Here is a 13,716-nt window from a genome sequence, read left to right on the forward strand (position 1 = left end):
AATAGAGAGTCAGCACACCATGCCCGCGAGAGCGCTCAGCGGTAGTTAGTTACCGAGCCGTGTGATCAAAAGTTTTCCCGAGGGTTGAACGCAGCCTTTTTCGCCAGTTCCTGCCACAGCGCAATGGTCTCGTCATCGGCCTGCTTGGGCATGACCGCCTTGAGTTGCACGTAGAGGAAACCACGCTCCCCGGCCTTGTTCAGCAAACCATGGCCCTTGGCACGCATGCGCTGGCCGTTCTGGCTGCCGGCAGGCACCTTGAGGTTGATCTTGCCGGTCAGGGTCGGCACCGCCACTTCGGCGCCCAGCGCCAGTTCCCACGGCGCCAGCGGCAGGGTGATCACCAGGTTTTCGCCTTCGACGTCGAACTTCGAATGCGGCGCAAACTTGATGATCAGGTACAGGTCGCCATTGGCGCCGCCACCAATACCTGGCGCGCCCTGTGCCTTGAGGCGGATGCGCTCACCGTCGGCCACGCCGGCGGGGATCTTCACGTTCAGGCTCTTGGTGGTGTTGGTCACATGCCGGCCCGAGGCGTCGTACTGCGGCACCTGGAAGCTGATCTGCTTGGACTCGGCTGACAACGTCTCCTCAAGGGACACGGTCAGTTGCATCTCCACGTCCTGGCCCTTGCGCCCGGCCGGGCGACGTTGGCCGCCACCAAAGCCGTCGCCACGGGAGCCGAAGATCGAACTGAAGAAGTCCGAGAAGTCCTCTCCGCCGCCACCGCCGCCAAAACCGCCACGGCTCTGCCAGCCCGGCGGCCCCTGGAACGGCTGGCCATGCTGGCCGTATTTGCGCAGCTCGTCGTACTCGGCGCGCTTGTCGGCGCTCTTGAGCGCTTCGTAGGCTTCGGACGCGTCCTTGAACTTGGCTTCGGCGTCTTTTTCCTTGCTCACATCCGGGTGGTATTTGCGCGCGAGCTTGCGGTACGCGGCCTTGATTTCCTTGTCGTCAGCCGTCGGCTCGACACCCAGAATCTTGTAGTAGTCTTTGAAATCCATCGGCGGTTCACCATCCTTAATCGAGATCGCACAGCCCGGGGCACAACGTGCGCTGCATTGCACCTGTTGAGTGATGTGGCCTGGGGGTGCGTCAAAGTGTTATCGGCGCTTGCCGTATGTACCCGATGTGGGGGCGAATCGTGCAGTTTCAAGCGTGATTTAACGGATGGTCGGCCTACGCATCCGCCTTCGACTGGCATACACTGCGCGGCCGTTTTTCAACCGGAACCTGATTGTCATGGAAAACCCATCCCCAGCCCGTGCCTGCGGTATCGACTTTGGCACGTCCAACTCCACCGTCGGCTGGATCCGCCCCGGCATGGAAACACTCCTGGCGCTGGAGGACGACAAGATCACCTTGCCGTCGGTGGTGTTCTTCAACTTCGAAGAGCGCCGCCCGGTGTACGGTCGCCTGGCACTGCACGAGTACCTGGAAAACTACGAAGGCCGCTTGATGCGCTCGCTCAAGAGCCTGCTGGGTTCCAAGCTGATCAAGCACGACACCAGCGTACTGGGCACAGCGATGCCATTTACCGACCTGCTGGCGCTGTTTATCGGCCAACTCAAGAGCCGTGCCGAAGCCACCGCCGGCCGCGAGTTCGAAGAAGTGGTGCTGGGCCGCCCGGTGTTTTTCGTCGATGACGACCCGCTGGCCGACCAGGAAGCCGAGAACACCCTGGTGGACGTGGCGCGCAAGATCGGTTTCAAGGACATCTCGTTCCAGTACGAACCGATCGCGGCCGCATTCGACTACGAGTCCACCATCGAGAAAGAAGAGCTGGTACTGATCGTCGACATCGGCGGTGGTACGTCGGACTTCTCCCTGGTGCGCCTGTCGCCGGACCGTCGCCACAACGACAACCGCCACGACGACATCCTCGCCACCGGCGGTGTGCACATCGGCGGGACCGACTTCGACAAGCAGCTCTCGCTCAACGGCATGATGCCGCTGTTCGGCTACGGCAGCCGCATGAAGAGTGGCGCCTACATGCCCACCAGCCACCACATGAACCTGGCCACCTGGCACACCATCAACTCGGTGTACTCGCAGAAATCCCAGCTGGCCCTGGGCAGCATGCGCTACGACATCGAAGACACCGGTGGCATCGACCGCCTGTTCAAGTTGATCGAACAGCGCGCCGGGCACTGGCTGGCGATGGAAGTGGAAGAGACCAAGATCCAGCTGACCCACGAAGAAAACCGCCACGTGGCGTTGGACCGTATCGAAGCGGGCTTGAGCGTGAACTTGAGCCGGGCGTTGTTCGAATCCTCCATCGACGGCCTGCTGGAGCGCGTGCGTGGCAGCGTGACGCAATTGCTCAACGACGCTTCGGTGAGCGTGGCGCAGGTGGACACGGTGTTCTTTACCGGCGGCTCCAGCGGGATCCCGGCGCTGCGCCACAGCATCTCGGCGATGCTGCCGAATGCGCGGCATGTGGAAGGCAATATCTTTGGCAGTATCGGCAGTGGTCTGGCGATTGAGGCCAGTAAGCGGTACGGCTACTGAGGCTTCGCGCCAGTGAAATCGCGATCGCCGGCAAGCCGGCTCCTACAAGGGTTTGCGTAAACCTGTAGGAGCCGGCTTGCCGGCGATGGCGGTAGTCCAGCCTCAGACCTTCCCCTCAAAGTAGATGGCCCAAAGCCCAACCAACGTCAGGCACCACATGACCACGCCCGGCACGATCACCAAGTAGTTCCACAGCGTGAAACGGTCGTTGCTCAAGCCTTCTGGATCATCTGCCGCGAAATTGATCAGGCCTTGGGCTTGCTGGAGGATATAGGCACACAGCGGCACCGCCAGAATCGTCAGGGGCTCGTAGGCCTCCCAGCGATCGATCCGCCTCGCGGCCGCTCCGAAAAACCTGGAACCTAAGGTGACCACCACGAACACGGTCGCCCATTGTTCGAAGTCAAAATCGAATTTGCGACCGCTGCGGGCCACGCGATCATCGGCCCGTCGATACAACTGATGCATGAAGAAAAAAAAGAAAATGGCCCGGGCCAGCGGCCAGATATCCACCTGGTGGAAGTCCTTGTACAGGCGCCAGTTTTTATACGACCAGATATAGGTGTACAGCCCAAAACTGAGCAGGCTGAGAATCAGCAGCTTCTTTTTGGAGATGACGTAAAACTCAGGCGATGCCTTTACCCTATCGCTCAACTGCGCCGTTGGCGGCGCGTAGATGTTGTCGCTCACTGTCTACTTCCCTCTAAGTCCCTTTAAAGTCCACGAAGCAAAAGCGCTTCCGTTATCGCGTCAAACCATCCCGCCGAGCTTCAGCTCGCTCTTGAGATACGCATAATAAATCGGCCCCGCCACTACGCCAGGCAGGCCGAATGCCGCCTCGAATACCAGCATCGCCAGCAGCAATTCCCACGATTTGGCACTGATCTGCCCGCCCACGATGCGCGCGTTGAGGAAGTACTCGATCTTGTGGATCACGATCAAATAGCCCAACGCCGCCACCGCCACCCAGATCGACAGCGACAGCGCGACGATGGTGATCAGTGTGTTGGACATCAGGTTGCCGATCACCGGCAGCAGGCCGAGCAGGAAGGTCAGTACGATCAGGGTTTTGGTCAGCGGCAGGTGGATTCCGCACAACGGCAGCACCACCGCGAGGAAGATCGCGGTGAAGGCGGTGTTCAGCGCGGCGATCTTGATCTGGGCGAAGACAATGTTGCGAAAGGCCTGGACCAGCAGGTGCAGGCGGTCGAACAGTGCGGCGGCCAGGGGTTTGCGCTTGGTCAGGTCGGGCACGCGCTGCAGGGCGATGATCGCGCCGAGCACCATGCCGATCAGCAGGGTGACGAACATGTGGGCGGCATCTTTGCCCACCAGTTGCAGCTCGCTCAGGTGCTTGCTCAACCAATCGCCGATGGCCACGCGGAACTCGGCAGCGCTGGCCGGCAGGTAGGCGTCGAGGAACGGCGGCAGCTGGCCGCGCGCGCGGTCGACCACGCCCATGAATTTGTCGAGGGAGGCCCCGGGGTTTTCCGCTTCGTGGAGCAAGAAGCTGATGGCGCCGGCAAAGATCAGGGTCAGCACGCTGACGATCAAGGTGCCGAGCAAGGCCACCGCCAGCCAACGCGCACGCCGGCCTTCGATCAGCCGTTGCAGTTGGGGGGTGAGCATATTGACCAGTTCAAAAACCAGCAGGCCGGCCAGCAGGCTGGGCAGCAACTTGAGCGGCAGTACCAGCAGCAGTCCGCCGAAAATGATGATGTAGCTGGCCAGCAATATCACGTGACGCTGAGAAAACGTTGGCATACAGCCTCAAAACGAACGGCTTTAAAGGATTGGCAGTCTGCCAGCCTTGAAGGAATCAAGCGAGTGGGTTGGTTGCGAATGCGATCAAGTGTGGGAGCTGGCTTGCCTGCGATGCAGGCAACTCGGTGCCTCAGTCAGACCGAGGCGAGGCTATCGCAGGCAAGCCAGCTCCCACATTGAACGCCAGCGCCTGGGCAAATTTAATCAGCCTTTTAGACACGTACTCATAAATGTCTTGCGCGCATCGCCAGTCAGCGCCTTGGTTTTCGCCGACGCATTGCAGTCTTTCATCTTCTGCTGTTGCGGCGTCAGGGTCTTGGCGTCGTTGGCGGCCGGGGTTGCCTTCAGGCAGGTGCTCATGAAGGCTTTGCGCTCATCGCCTTTCAAGGCCTTGGTGGTGGCGTCGGCGTTGCAGGTGGTCATCTTATTTTGCTGGGCGGTCGCGGCAAAACCCTGGGAACACAGCAGCAGGCCCATCATCAACAGCGGAATACGCAGCATCTTCATGGAGTTTTCTCCCTGTTACCGCACCGAAGGGGCGCGGCCTACCCAGCAGTGTAGTCAAAGCCTGTTACATCTTCAGCGGGCGCGGATATTCGACCGACGGTACTGCTCGGGGGTGCAACCGGCGTGGCGCTGGAACATCGCAATAAACGCCGACGCGGTGCTGTAGCCCAGGTCAAACGCCACATGCTGCACGCTGCGTTCGCTGCCCAGCGCGTCAATCGCTGCCAGGTAACGCAGGCGCTGGCGCCACTCGCCAAAACTCATGCCCACCTCCCGCACAAATTGCCGGGCCAGGGTGCGCTCGCTCACGTGCACCTGCTCGGCCCATTGCGCCAGGGGGCGGTTGTCACCCGGATCGGCCTGCATGCCCTCCAGCACACCCAAGACTCCAGGGTGGCGGGCGTAGGGCAGGAAGCAATCGTGGACCGGCGCCTGCTTGAGCTGGTCCACCAGCACCTGGGCCAGGCGAATATCAGCCTCGGTCCGCGGGATGTTGACGTCGCGCCGGGCAAAGTCACTGAGGATGGCCTTGAGGATCTCACTGACGGCCAGGGTGCAGGGCACCTGTGGCAGGTGCTCGCACAGCTCCGGCGCCAGGCCCACGGAGCGGTAGACAATCGCCTGGGCGTTGTAGGAGCTGTGTTCGGTATCCGGCGGGATCCACACGGCGTACTGCGGCGGCGACATAAACCGGCTGCCCGCCACCTCCATGCGCATCACGCCGCTGGCCGAATAGTCCAGCGAACCCCAGAAATGCCGGTGCGGCGTGCACTCGGTGTCGGGGGCAAACTCGGAATAACGGAAGTAGACCGGACTCGGCAGGCTGGGGAAATCCGCGAGGCGGACGGTGTGTCTGGGCATGTTGTCTGGATACAGAGGTCGGTTGGCTGGTTCGCAGTATAGGCTGCGATCCAGACAAGGGATAATCCTGCCTCACCAACCTATCTGGTTTCTTTCGATGCAATACGCGTATCCCCTGCTGGCCATCTTTATCTGGGCCGGCAACACCGTGGTCAACAAACTCGCCGTGGGCTCGATTTTCCCCGCCGAGATCGGCTTTTACCGCTGGCTGCTGGCGGCGCTGCTGTTCACGCCGTTCATGCTCAAGCCGGTGATCGCCAACTGGGCGCAGATCCGCCCGAACCTGGGCAAGATTTTCATCCTCGGCGTACTCGGCATGGCGGTGTACCAAAGCCTGGCGTACTACGCGGCGACGGTCACCACGGCGACCAACATGGGCATCATCCTGTCGCTGATGCCGTTGATGGCGCTGACGGCCGCGATCATCAGCCTCGGCCAGCGCCTCACCTTTGGCGCGCTGACCGGTGCCGTGCTGTCCTTCGCCGGCGTGGTGGTGGTGGTCTCGGCCGGTAGCCTGGGCGCGCTGTTGCAACACGGGGTCAACCTGGGGGACGCGATGATGTTGGTCGCCACCCTGGCCTACGCGGTCTACAGCACCTTGCTGAAAAAGTGGCACCTGCGCCTGCCGCCCCTGGTGCTGCTGTACTTGCAGATCCTGGTGGCCGTGGTGGTGTTGTTTCCGCTGTTCCTGTTCTCGACAAAAGCGGGCCTGGGCTGGGCGAACATCCCGCTGGTGCTGTACGCCTGCTTGCTCGCCTCGATGTTGGCGCCGCTGGCGTGGATGCACTCGGTGAAGACGCTCGGGCCGAGCCGTACCACGCTGTTTTTCAACCTGCTGCCGCTGATCACCGCGTTGATTGCGGCGGTGGTGTTGAAGGAGCAATTGGCGATGTATCACTTGGTCGGCGGTTTACTGACCTTGGGTGGGGTGATTTTGTCGGAGCGTTGGACGACGCCGGTGCGCCGCGAGGTTGGTGTTGCCTGATCCGGCGCTATCGCCGGCAAGCCGGCTCCTACATTTGGAATGCGTTCCCCTGTAGGAGCCGGCTTGCCGGCGATGAACGATAACGCGGTCTCTCGACTAAACCCCCGCGGCTTTCAACCGCTGTGCATGCTCGACAAACAACCGAATCGGCTCAGCCCCCTTCCCAACCAAGCCCATCGATTGGTTAACGATGTCGAAGTGGTCCAGCGCGTAGTCGTCGCCAATCACCAACCCCAAGTGTGAGCTGTAGCGTCCCACCATGCCATCGCACTGGCCCTTTTCCCGCACAAAGCTTCGGGCAAACAAGCGGCAGCTGCGGTTCGTGCCGTCCAGCAGGTTGCGCCCGCGATCGGTCTTGCCCGGCTGCAAGGTGCCAGACCACGAGTAGTAGCGAACGCCATTGACCTCTTCTGCGCCCTGCCCGCCCCAGGTCTGCGGCAAACCTTGTGGGTACTGGCGGTTGAACAGCGCCACACCCGCGCTGGTCAGGGACAGGTGGGAGGCGTGCAAGTCGGCCTTGAAACGCGGCCCCCGATAACCGGTTTCCAACAGGCTCATCACCCCGGCCACCAAGTGAAACAGCGCACTCATGAGGCGCCCTTTCACGCTGTCGGCGGGGTAATGGGTGTGGATATGGTCTGCCAGTTCCGACCCATGGTTGGGCCCCGCCACCGAGGTGACCGACGCCACCCATTCCGGGCGCTTGGCCGCCGCGTAACGGGCGGTGAGCGAGCCCTGGCTGTGGCCAATCAGGTTGACCTTGTCGGCAGCGGTTTCGCGGCGGATCCGCTCGATCTGCACCAGCAATTGCTCGCCACGCACCTCACTGGAATCCAGCGGCGCCACCTGCACCGGGAAGACCTGTGCGCCACCGTTGCGCAGCGCAGGGACGATGCCATACCAGTAGGGAAACCACCCCAGGCGCACGAACCCCAGCATGCCGGGCACCAGCACTAGGGGATAACGCGTGGCAAGGGAGTGCGGCATGGCACAGGGGTCCTGATAGGGAAGGCGATGAACCCATCCTAGACCAGCGTTTCATAAATCGACATGACCACCCGGTGACAGACTCATGACACCTTAAAAGCGCCCGGCGAAATCGTGCAATTGGCGCTCGGCTTCGTCGTAGGAGCGCTTGAATACACTTTTGTCCGACTCTTCACCCTCGGCGGCAATCACGCTGATATCGTCGATACCGATATAGCCCAACGCCGTGCGCAGGTGCGGGTCGGCATGGTTCATCCACTCGAACTCGCCACCCGGGCCGAACCCGCTGCCACCGCGACTGGTGATGATCAGCGCCTTTTTACCCTTCAACAGCCCTTCATACTGGGCGATACCGTTGCTGTCCTGGGTGATGTTGAAGGTCAGGCCCATGCGCACGATCTGATCGATCCAGGCCTTGAGGCCACTGGGCACGCCGAAGTTGTAGAGGGGCATCGAAATCACCAGCAGTTCGTGCTCGATCAACTCGCCCACCAGTTCGTCACTCAACTGCAGGTCGGCCTTCATTACCTTCGGCAACGCCTGCGGTTCGGGATAGAAATTGGCCGCCACGAAGGCCTCTGTCACATGGGGGATAAACGCCCGGCCGACTTCGCGACGGGTCACTTGTGCACCCGGGTTGCCAGCCTGCCAGGCATCGAGAAACGACTCGGCCAAGCGTCGGGAGTGGGAACGTTCGCCACGCGGGCTGGCGTGAATTACTAGCATTTTTTTCATCTGTATCACCTTCACGAGTTAGACTCTGGCGACCTGACTGGCCACCGCTCTTGCTCGCAAATCTAGTGATGAGCGCACGGCCCGACAAATGAGCAATAGTTAATCCGGATGAGTTTATTTCATCCATGGAGCCCCGATGTTTGCCTCACTGCCCCTCACCGCTCTGCGCACTTTTGAATCGGCAGCGCGACTATTGAGCTTCAAGGCGGCCGCCCTGGAGCTGTCGGTGACGCCCACGGCGGTGTCCCACCAGATTCGCAGCCTGGAAACCTGGCTGGGCGTGCCGTTGTTCGAGCGCCTGCCACGCCAGGTACGCCTTACCGAGGGCGGTGAGCGGCTGTTTCGCAGCGCGCACGGCGCCTTGCTGGACGTCGCCCATAGCCTCGACACGTTGCGCCCGCAACGCAGCGCCGGGCAGCTCACCGTCTCCACCACTCCGGCGTTTGCCGCGTTGTGGCTGGTGCCCCGGCTGGGGCGTTTTTATGCTGCCCACCCCGACATCAGCCTGCGCCTGGACACCCAGTGCGACGTGGTCGACCTGCAACAGGACGCCAGCGTCGACCTGGTAATTCGCTACAGCCTAGGCGACTACCCGCACCTGTACGGCGAGAGCCTGTTCGATGAGCGCTTTGCGGTGTACGGCGCCCCCGAACAGGTCGCACGGGCGAGCAGCCAGGTGCCGACGCTGATCAGCGTGCGCTGGCACAACTCTGAGCTGTACGCCTTGGGCTGGCAGGCTTGGTGTGAGAAATCAGGCGAGACATGGCTGGCTCACACGGCCTTGCTGCGCGAATACGACGAGGAGCATTACGCGTTGCAGGCGGCCATTGCCGGCCAGGGGTTGGTGCTGGCGAGCAACATCCTGGTGTCGGAGAGTGTTGCCACCGGTTTGCTGGCGCCCTACAAGCCGCAGGTCCACGTCGACGGCGCCGGCTACAGCGCCCTGTGCGTGCCGGGGCGTGAGCGTCATCCGCCGGTGCGTGCGTTTTTCCAGTGGGTGCAGGCGGAGGCAAAGCTGTCCGGCCATGCCCTTTGAAATCCGATAAAACTTTTTGCTTCAGCCAACACTCACAACTTGGAGCGATCACGCCAACAGAGCGTGGCGTAAAACCGGATTAGCACCAGGAGATTGAGATGACTGAAGCACACTTGACCGACGTTGCCACCCTGCGCAGCCGCGCCCGCCAGCACGTCGAAAACGGCGCCGTCACTGAAGGCTATGACGCCGACCGCGAAGAAATCCTCCGCTTGCTCAACGAGTCGCTGGCCACTGAGCTGGTCTGCGTGCTGCGCTACAAGCGCCACTACTTCATGGCCAACGGCCTCAAGGCCAGCGTGGCCGCCAGCGAATTCCTGGAGCACGCCACCCAGGAAGCCGAGCATGCCGACAAACTGGCCGAACGCATCGTGCAACTGGGCGGCGAGCCGGAGTTCAACCCGGACCTGCTGTCCAAGCACTCCCACGCGCAGTACGTCGCGGGCAAGGACCTCAAGGAAATGGTCTACGAAGACCTGGTGGCTGAGCGCATCGCGGTGGACAGCTACCGCGAGATCATCCAATACATCGGCGACAAAGACCCAACCACCCGCCGCCTGTTCGAAGAAATCCTGGCCCAGGAAGAAGAGCACGCCGACGACATGGCGGACATTCTGCAAGACCTGTAAACCGCAACACCTCTGAACCCAATGTGGGAGCGGGCTTGCCCGCGATAGCTATCCAACCGTCAACGCATCTGTTGACTGTTACAGCGCTATCGCAGGCAAGCCAGCTCCCACATTTTTGGTTGCGGTTTAGTCAGTTAGCCCTTCACCGTTTTCGGCGCCTTGCCTTCCTTCATCTGCTGCAACAGCGGCGCGCACTGGTTGGGCACATCACCACTCGGCGCCACCAGCGCCAGCAGCCCGGCCGCAGGCCCGACGATCACACCCAGCGCCACCATCCCCGCGCCACGCAGCATCAGCGGTACGGCTTTCACGCCAGCATTGGGCTTGATGAACGGCCCGTTGACGTACAGCGGCGAACGTAACGAGAACATGCGAAAGCCCTTGGACTCCGGCGTGATGGTCAGGTCCAGTTGCTCGGTGGCCATGTTCGCGGTGCCGTCGATGTAGATGATCGCGTTCTCGGTATCGAACACAAACAGGCGAGTGGTCGCCAGGCCGGTCTTGATGCCGAAGTCCGCCGCTGCGCAGTTGATCTTCACTTCCTTGTCACCAAACAGGCGACCGACCACGTAGTTGCCCACGTTGAGCCCGGCAATTTCCATCAGGCCACGGCTGATGGCGCCGTCATTGATCAGCATCTTGAGGTTGCCGTCGGAGCTGCCCAGCAGCGCTGCAACGGAGTTGCCACGCCCGGCAATGTCCGCGTCGCCATTGAGCTCACCAAAGCTGGTTTTCATCGGTTCGAACGTCGGGAACAGTTGCTTGAGCTTGAAGTTGCGCGCGGTGAGTTTGGCGCGACCTTCCATCGGCGTGGTGCGGCCGTTCAAGCGAATCTGCGCATCCAGCTTGCCACCGGCCACGCCAAAGCGCAGGGGCTCAAGGCTCAGTTCACCATCGTTGAGCACCAGGTGCGTATAGAGGTCAGTGAACGGCAATTCGGCGCTCTGCACGATGCGCTTGCCGGTGAATTCCACATCGGCATCCATGTCGCGCCAGCGCTCGGTACGGAATTCTTCCACCGGCAGCACTTTGGTCGCGGGTTGTTTGCTTTCGCCACCACGGGCCTTTTGCTTGGCGTTGGAATCGGCGCCGATCAGCGGAGCCAGGTCGGTCATCAACAGTTGGTTGGACACCAGCGAGCCCGTGAGCTTGGGCCGTGGCTGGCTGGCGACGTAGCCGAGGTTGCCATGGATATCGCTGTTGCCGATCTTGCCGTTGAAGTTCTCGTAGGTGAACGAGGCGCCGTTGGCTTCATGTAGCTTGGCAATCAAGTGGCCGTCGGTGGAATACGCCGGCGAATCCGGCAAGGTGACGCCGGTGAGCGGGTAAAGGTTGCCCAGGCTGGAGCCGGAGAGTTTCAGGCGCAGGTCGAGGGCGCCGAGGTTGAGGGGGTCGGTCAACGTACCGGCCAAGGCGATGCTGGTGTCGGCGATTTTCACCTGAGCCTGCAACGGGAACGGCTTGGCCGCGTCCTGCAAGGCGAGCAGGCCACCGATCTTGCCAGTGCCGTCGAGCTTCTGGCCGTGGTACTGGCCTTTGACCTTGAGGCCGAACGCATAGTCCTGGGGGTTTGATCCTTTGTCCTGGGCCTTCTTGGCATCGGCGGCGCCGACGATCTCACCAAAAGGAATCGGTTTGCCCAGCAGATCGATAGTCACATCCAACTGCGTCTTGAGGGTCTGGTCGTCGAGGGTCACATGACCTTTATCGAAGCCGATGGCACCGATATCCACTACCCAACTCGACGGTTCGGCATTCGGGTCTTTGGGGTCGAACGTGAAGGTCCAGTTGGCACGGCCATCGGCCAAGCGTTGCAGGTCGGCGCTCGGTTCAGTGAGGTCGATGCGCGGGATCACTACACGCTGGGCCAATAACGCCAGCGGCGAGATGCGCAATTCCACACGCTTGAGGGTGACCATCTGCGGTTTCTTCGACCAGTCGGGGTTGCCCAAGGTCAGGTCTTCGGCAATCACATGGGGCCACGGCACCCAGGCACGCCAGCCGCCTTGATCCGGCTCACGCGCCCACACCACCGCCAGGTTGCCATTGATGGCAAACGGTCGATGCAGCTCTTCGGAGACTTTGGCATTGAGCGGCGGCTTGATGCGGTTCCAATCGAAAAACACCAGGACCAACACCAGCGCAGCGATTAACAGAGCGAAGCTGGCGCAGCTCCAGACAACGATTTTACGAGTGCGCGTCATTGCACATGACTCCTGAATACGACTAGCTGAACTACAGCTCATAAGGCTACGACTGGCAAACGGCGCGGGGGTTTAACCGGATCACCGTTTTAGTCGCAAAAAGCCAGTTTTCTGATCGAACGGACAGTTTCCAGCATCGACGGCGCACCATTGTTACCCAGGGTCGTGTCGAAAATACCCACCACGGTGCAAAACCGCGGGCTTGAGAGGCGCGTTCTAGAGCCTCTGCCGGGAACAATCAATTCTGTTGATTATTACCATTGTGTTTATGAACTTTTATATCGACTTATCGAGAGTAGCATTAGCCCTGTACCCACTTTATCGCCCTCCCAAGGAGCAACCATCATGAAACGCCAAGTACTCGCTACCGTCCTGCTGTCTGTCCTGGCCTCCAGTGCCTTTGCCCTGCCAGCCGCCGAACAGGCCACCCCACAGAACAAAGCGCAAGCCGTTCAGTCCAGCCAGACCCTGGCTCGCAGCGGTTCGCAAGAAGAAGAGAACCGCGACTACGCCAAAGGTGTTGCTGAAAACGGTTCGGAACACGCCAACAAACGCGCCTACACCGAAGGTGTTGCTGAAGGTGGCCGTGATCGCCTGGAACAGAAAGGCCTGGCTGAAGGCGGCGCTGAACAAGCCAACAAACGCGCTTACACCGATGGCGTTGCCGAAGGTGGTGCAGACCGCCTGCAAGAACTGCATCAAGCTCAGAGCTAAGCCCGTGGTGGCCCAGAAAAAAGCCCGATCTGCCGATCGGGCTTTTGCTTTTCTATAGATCACGCCTCGCACCACCCCCGCCAAGTTCGACGCCGGCAAAGCGGTTTTGCTAGAGTGCGTCGCTGTACTTGCCGACAAAGCCCGCTCGCCATGCTGCCCCGCGCCGAACAGAAGCAACAGACCCGCCTTGCCTTGATGGACGCAGCCCGCCATCTGATGGAGTGTGGCCGTGGATTTGGCAGTTTGAGCCTGCGTGAAGTAGCAAAGACCGCGGGCATCGTGCCCACCGGGTTCTACCGCCACTTTGACGACATGGACCAGCTCGGGCTTGTGCTGGTCAGTGAAGTCGGCCAGACCTTCCGCGCAACCATTCGCCTGGTGCGCCATAACGAATTCGTGATGGGCGGGATCATCGATGCGTCCGTGCGGATCTTCCTCGACGTGGTCTCGGCCAACCGCTCCCAATTTTTGTTCCTCGCCCGCGAGCAATACGGTGGCTGCCTGGCCGTGCGCCAGGCCATCGGTGCGTTGCGTGAAGACATCACCCGCGACCTGGCGGCCGACCTCACGTTGATGCCCAAACTCCAGCACCTGGATGCCGAAGGCTTGCATGTGATGGCCGACTTGATCGTCAAGAGTGTGTTCGCCACCCTGCCGGACATCATCGACCCTCCGGCCCAGGCCCTGCCGGCCCACCTCACGCCCCAGGCGAAAATCACCCAGCAACTGCGCTTTATCTTTATCGGCCTCAAGCATTGGCAAGGCCTGGGCAGCACCGAGTAA

Annotated in this window: 14 protein-coding genes; 6 read left to right on the forward strand and 8 right to left on the reverse strand. The window is 61.1% G+C overall.

What is annotated here, in order from left to right; all coding sequences use genetic code 11:
- Nucleotides 1-65: 65 nt before the first annotated feature.
- The gene (locus AC07SU_RS18935) at nucleotides 66-1,004 is read right to left on the reverse strand and encodes a DnaJ C-terminal domain-containing protein (protein ID WP_176997086.1); all 939 of its coding nucleotides are present in this window, start codon (nucleotides 1,002-1,004) and stop codon (nucleotides 66-68) included.
- Between the two features lie 238 nt (nucleotides 1,005-1,242).
- On the opposite strand from AC07SU_RS18935, the gene AC07SU_RS18940 reads away from it, so the two are divergent.
- Nucleotides 1,243-2,511 (forward strand): Hsp70 family protein, encoded by a 1,269-nt coding sequence (locus AC07SU_RS18940; protein ID WP_494997879.1) that lies wholly within the window; start codon nucleotides 1,243-1,245, stop codon nucleotides 2,509-2,511.
- A 102-nt stretch (nucleotides 2,512-2,613) separates the two neighbouring features.
- Here the strand turns inward: AC07SU_RS18940 and AC07SU_RS18945 are convergent, their stop codons facing one another.
- The 4 genes from AC07SU_RS18945 to AC07SU_RS18960 form a co-directional block, all read right to left on the reverse strand.
- Nucleotides 2,614-3,201 (reverse strand): hypothetical protein, encoded by a 588-nt coding sequence (locus tag AC07SU_RS18945; RefSeq protein ID WP_494997880.1) that lies wholly within the window; start codon nucleotides 3,199-3,201, stop codon nucleotides 2,614-2,616.
- A 60-nt stretch (nucleotides 3,202-3,261) separates the two neighbouring features.
- Nucleotides 3,262-4,275 carry an AI-2E family transporter gene (locus AC07SU_RS18950; RefSeq protein ID WP_176997089.1) on the reverse strand — a complete coding sequence of 338 codons (1,014 nt, stop codon included), beginning with the start codon at nucleotides 4,273-4,275 and terminating at the stop codon, nucleotides 3,262-3,264.
- Nucleotides 4,276-4,479: 204 nt separating this feature from the next.
- Entirely contained in the window at nucleotides 4,480-4,782 is a 303-nt protein-coding gene (locus AC07SU_RS18955; RefSeq protein WP_494997881.1) for a PsiF family protein, read from the reverse strand.
- A 72-nt stretch (nucleotides 4,783-4,854) separates the two neighbouring features.
- Nucleotides 4,855-5,643, reverse strand: coding sequence for an AraC family transcriptional regulator (locus AC07SU_RS18960; RefSeq protein WP_494997882.1), 789 nt, complete (start codon nucleotides 5,641-5,643; stop codon nucleotides 4,855-4,857).
- A 97-nt stretch (nucleotides 5,644-5,740) separates the two neighbouring features.
- Between AC07SU_RS18960 and AC07SU_RS18965 the strand changes: the two genes are divergently transcribed.
- On the forward strand, nucleotides 5,741-6,628 hold the full coding sequence (locus tag AC07SU_RS18965) for a DMT family transporter (protein WP_176997092.1): 888 nt from the start codon (nucleotides 5,741-5,743) through the stop codon (nucleotides 6,626-6,628).
- 96 nt (nucleotides 6,629-6,724) lie between these two features.
- Here the strand turns inward: AC07SU_RS18965 and AC07SU_RS18970 are convergent, their stop codons facing one another.
- Nucleotides 6,725-7,615, reverse strand: a complete 891-nt coding sequence (locus AC07SU_RS18970; protein ID WP_494997883.1) for an esterase/lipase family protein — start codon at nucleotides 7,613-7,615, stop codon at nucleotides 6,725-6,727.
- Between the two features lie 93 nt (nucleotides 7,616-7,708).
- Nucleotides 7,709-8,350: an FMN-dependent NADH-azoreductase gene (locus tag AC07SU_RS18975; RefSeq protein ID WP_494997884.1), complete on the reverse strand. Its 642-nt coding sequence runs from the start codon at nucleotides 8,348-8,350 to the stop codon at nucleotides 7,709-7,711.
- Nucleotides 8,351-8,486: 136 nt separating this feature from the next.
- On the opposite strand from AC07SU_RS18975, the gene AC07SU_RS18980 reads away from it, so the two are divergent.
- Together AC07SU_RS18980 and AC07SU_RS18985 are read left to right on the forward strand one after the other, a co-directional pair.
- A complete protein-coding gene (locus AC07SU_RS18980; RefSeq protein ID WP_494997885.1) occupies nucleotides 8,487-9,386 on the forward strand; it encodes a LysR substrate-binding domain-containing protein in 900 nt (299 codons plus the stop codon).
- Nucleotides 9,387-9,484: 98 nt separating this feature from the next.
- Nucleotides 9,485-10,015 (forward strand): ferritin-like domain-containing protein, encoded by a 531-nt coding sequence (locus AC07SU_RS18985; RefSeq protein ID WP_494997886.1) that lies wholly within the window; start codon nucleotides 9,485-9,487, stop codon nucleotides 10,013-10,015.
- Nucleotides 10,016-10,149: 134 nt separating this feature from the next.
- Here AC07SU_RS18985 and AC07SU_RS18990 read toward each other — a convergent pair whose 3' ends face one another.
- The gene (locus tag AC07SU_RS18990; RefSeq protein WP_494997887.1) at nucleotides 10,150-12,219 is read right to left on the reverse strand and encodes an AsmA family protein; all 2,070 of its coding nucleotides are present in this window, start codon (nucleotides 12,217-12,219) and stop codon (nucleotides 10,150-10,152) included.
- Between the two features lie 345 nt (nucleotides 12,220-12,564).
- Here AC07SU_RS18990 and AC07SU_RS18995 point away from each other — a divergent pair, with 345 nt between their 5' ends.
- Both AC07SU_RS18995 and AC07SU_RS19000 read left to right on the forward strand, forming a co-directional pair.
- A complete protein-coding gene (locus AC07SU_RS18995) occupies nucleotides 12,565-12,933 on the forward strand; it encodes a hypothetical protein (protein ID WP_494997888.1) in 369 nt (122 codons plus the stop codon).
- A gap of 150 nt (nucleotides 12,934-13,083) precedes the next feature.
- Nucleotides 13,084-13,716, forward strand: coding sequence for a TetR family transcriptional regulator (locus AC07SU_RS19000; RefSeq protein WP_110623849.1), 633 nt, complete (start codon nucleotides 13,084-13,086; stop codon nucleotides 13,714-13,716).

Source organism: Pseudomonas sp. GW821-FHT05H12, from assembly GCF_059419385.1.

Excerpts from the sequence above, each read along its gene's own strand:
- AC07SU_RS18980 (WP_494997885.1), top strand. The coding sequence starts at position 8,487 with ATGTTTGCCTCACTGCCCCTCACCGCTCTGCGCACTTTTGAATCGGCA.
- AC07SU_RS18955 (WP_494997881.1), bottom strand. The coding sequence starts at position 4,782 with ATGAAGATGCTGCGTATTCCGCTGTTGATGATGGGCCTGCTGCTGTGT.
- AC07SU_RS19000 (WP_110623849.1), top strand. The coding sequence starts at position 13,084 with ATGCTGCCCCGCGCCGAACAGAAGCAACAGACCCGCCTTGCCTTGATG.
- AC07SU_RS18950 (WP_176997089.1), bottom strand. The coding sequence starts at position 4,275 with ATGCCAACGTTTTCTCAGCGTCACGTGATATTGCTGGCCAGCTACATC.
- AC07SU_RS18975 (WP_494997884.1), bottom strand. The coding sequence starts at position 8,350 with ATGAAAAAAATGCTAGTAATTCACGCCAGCCCGCGTGGCGAACGTTCC.
- AC07SU_RS18995 (WP_494997888.1), top strand. The coding sequence starts at position 12,565 with ATGAAACGCCAAGTACTCGCTACCGTCCTGCTGTCTGTCCTGGCCTCC.
- AC07SU_RS18985 (WP_494997886.1), top strand. The coding sequence starts at position 9,485 with ATGACTGAAGCACACTTGACCGACGTTGCCACCCTGCGCAGCCGCGCC.
- AC07SU_RS18990 (WP_494997887.1), bottom strand. The coding sequence starts at position 12,219 with ATGACGCGCACTCGTAAAATCGTTGTCTGGAGCTGCGCCAGCTTCGCT.
- AC07SU_RS18960 (WP_494997882.1), bottom strand. The coding sequence starts at position 5,643 with ATGCCCAGACACACCGTCCGCCTCGCGGATTTCCCCAGCCTGCCGAGT.
- AC07SU_RS18940 (WP_494997879.1), top strand. The coding sequence starts at position 1,243 with ATGGAAAACCCATCCCCAGCCCGTGCCTGCGGTATCGACTTTGGCACG.
- AC07SU_RS18965 (WP_176997092.1), top strand. The coding sequence starts at position 5,741 with ATGCAATACGCGTATCCCCTGCTGGCCATCTTTATCTGGGCCGGCAAC.
- AC07SU_RS18935 (WP_176997086.1), bottom strand. The coding sequence starts at position 1,004 with ATGGATTTCAAAGACTACTACAAGATTCTGGGTGTCGAGCCGACGGCT.
- AC07SU_RS18970 (WP_494997883.1), bottom strand. The coding sequence starts at position 7,615 with ATGCCGCACTCCCTTGCCACGCGTTATCCCCTAGTGCTGGTGCCCGGC.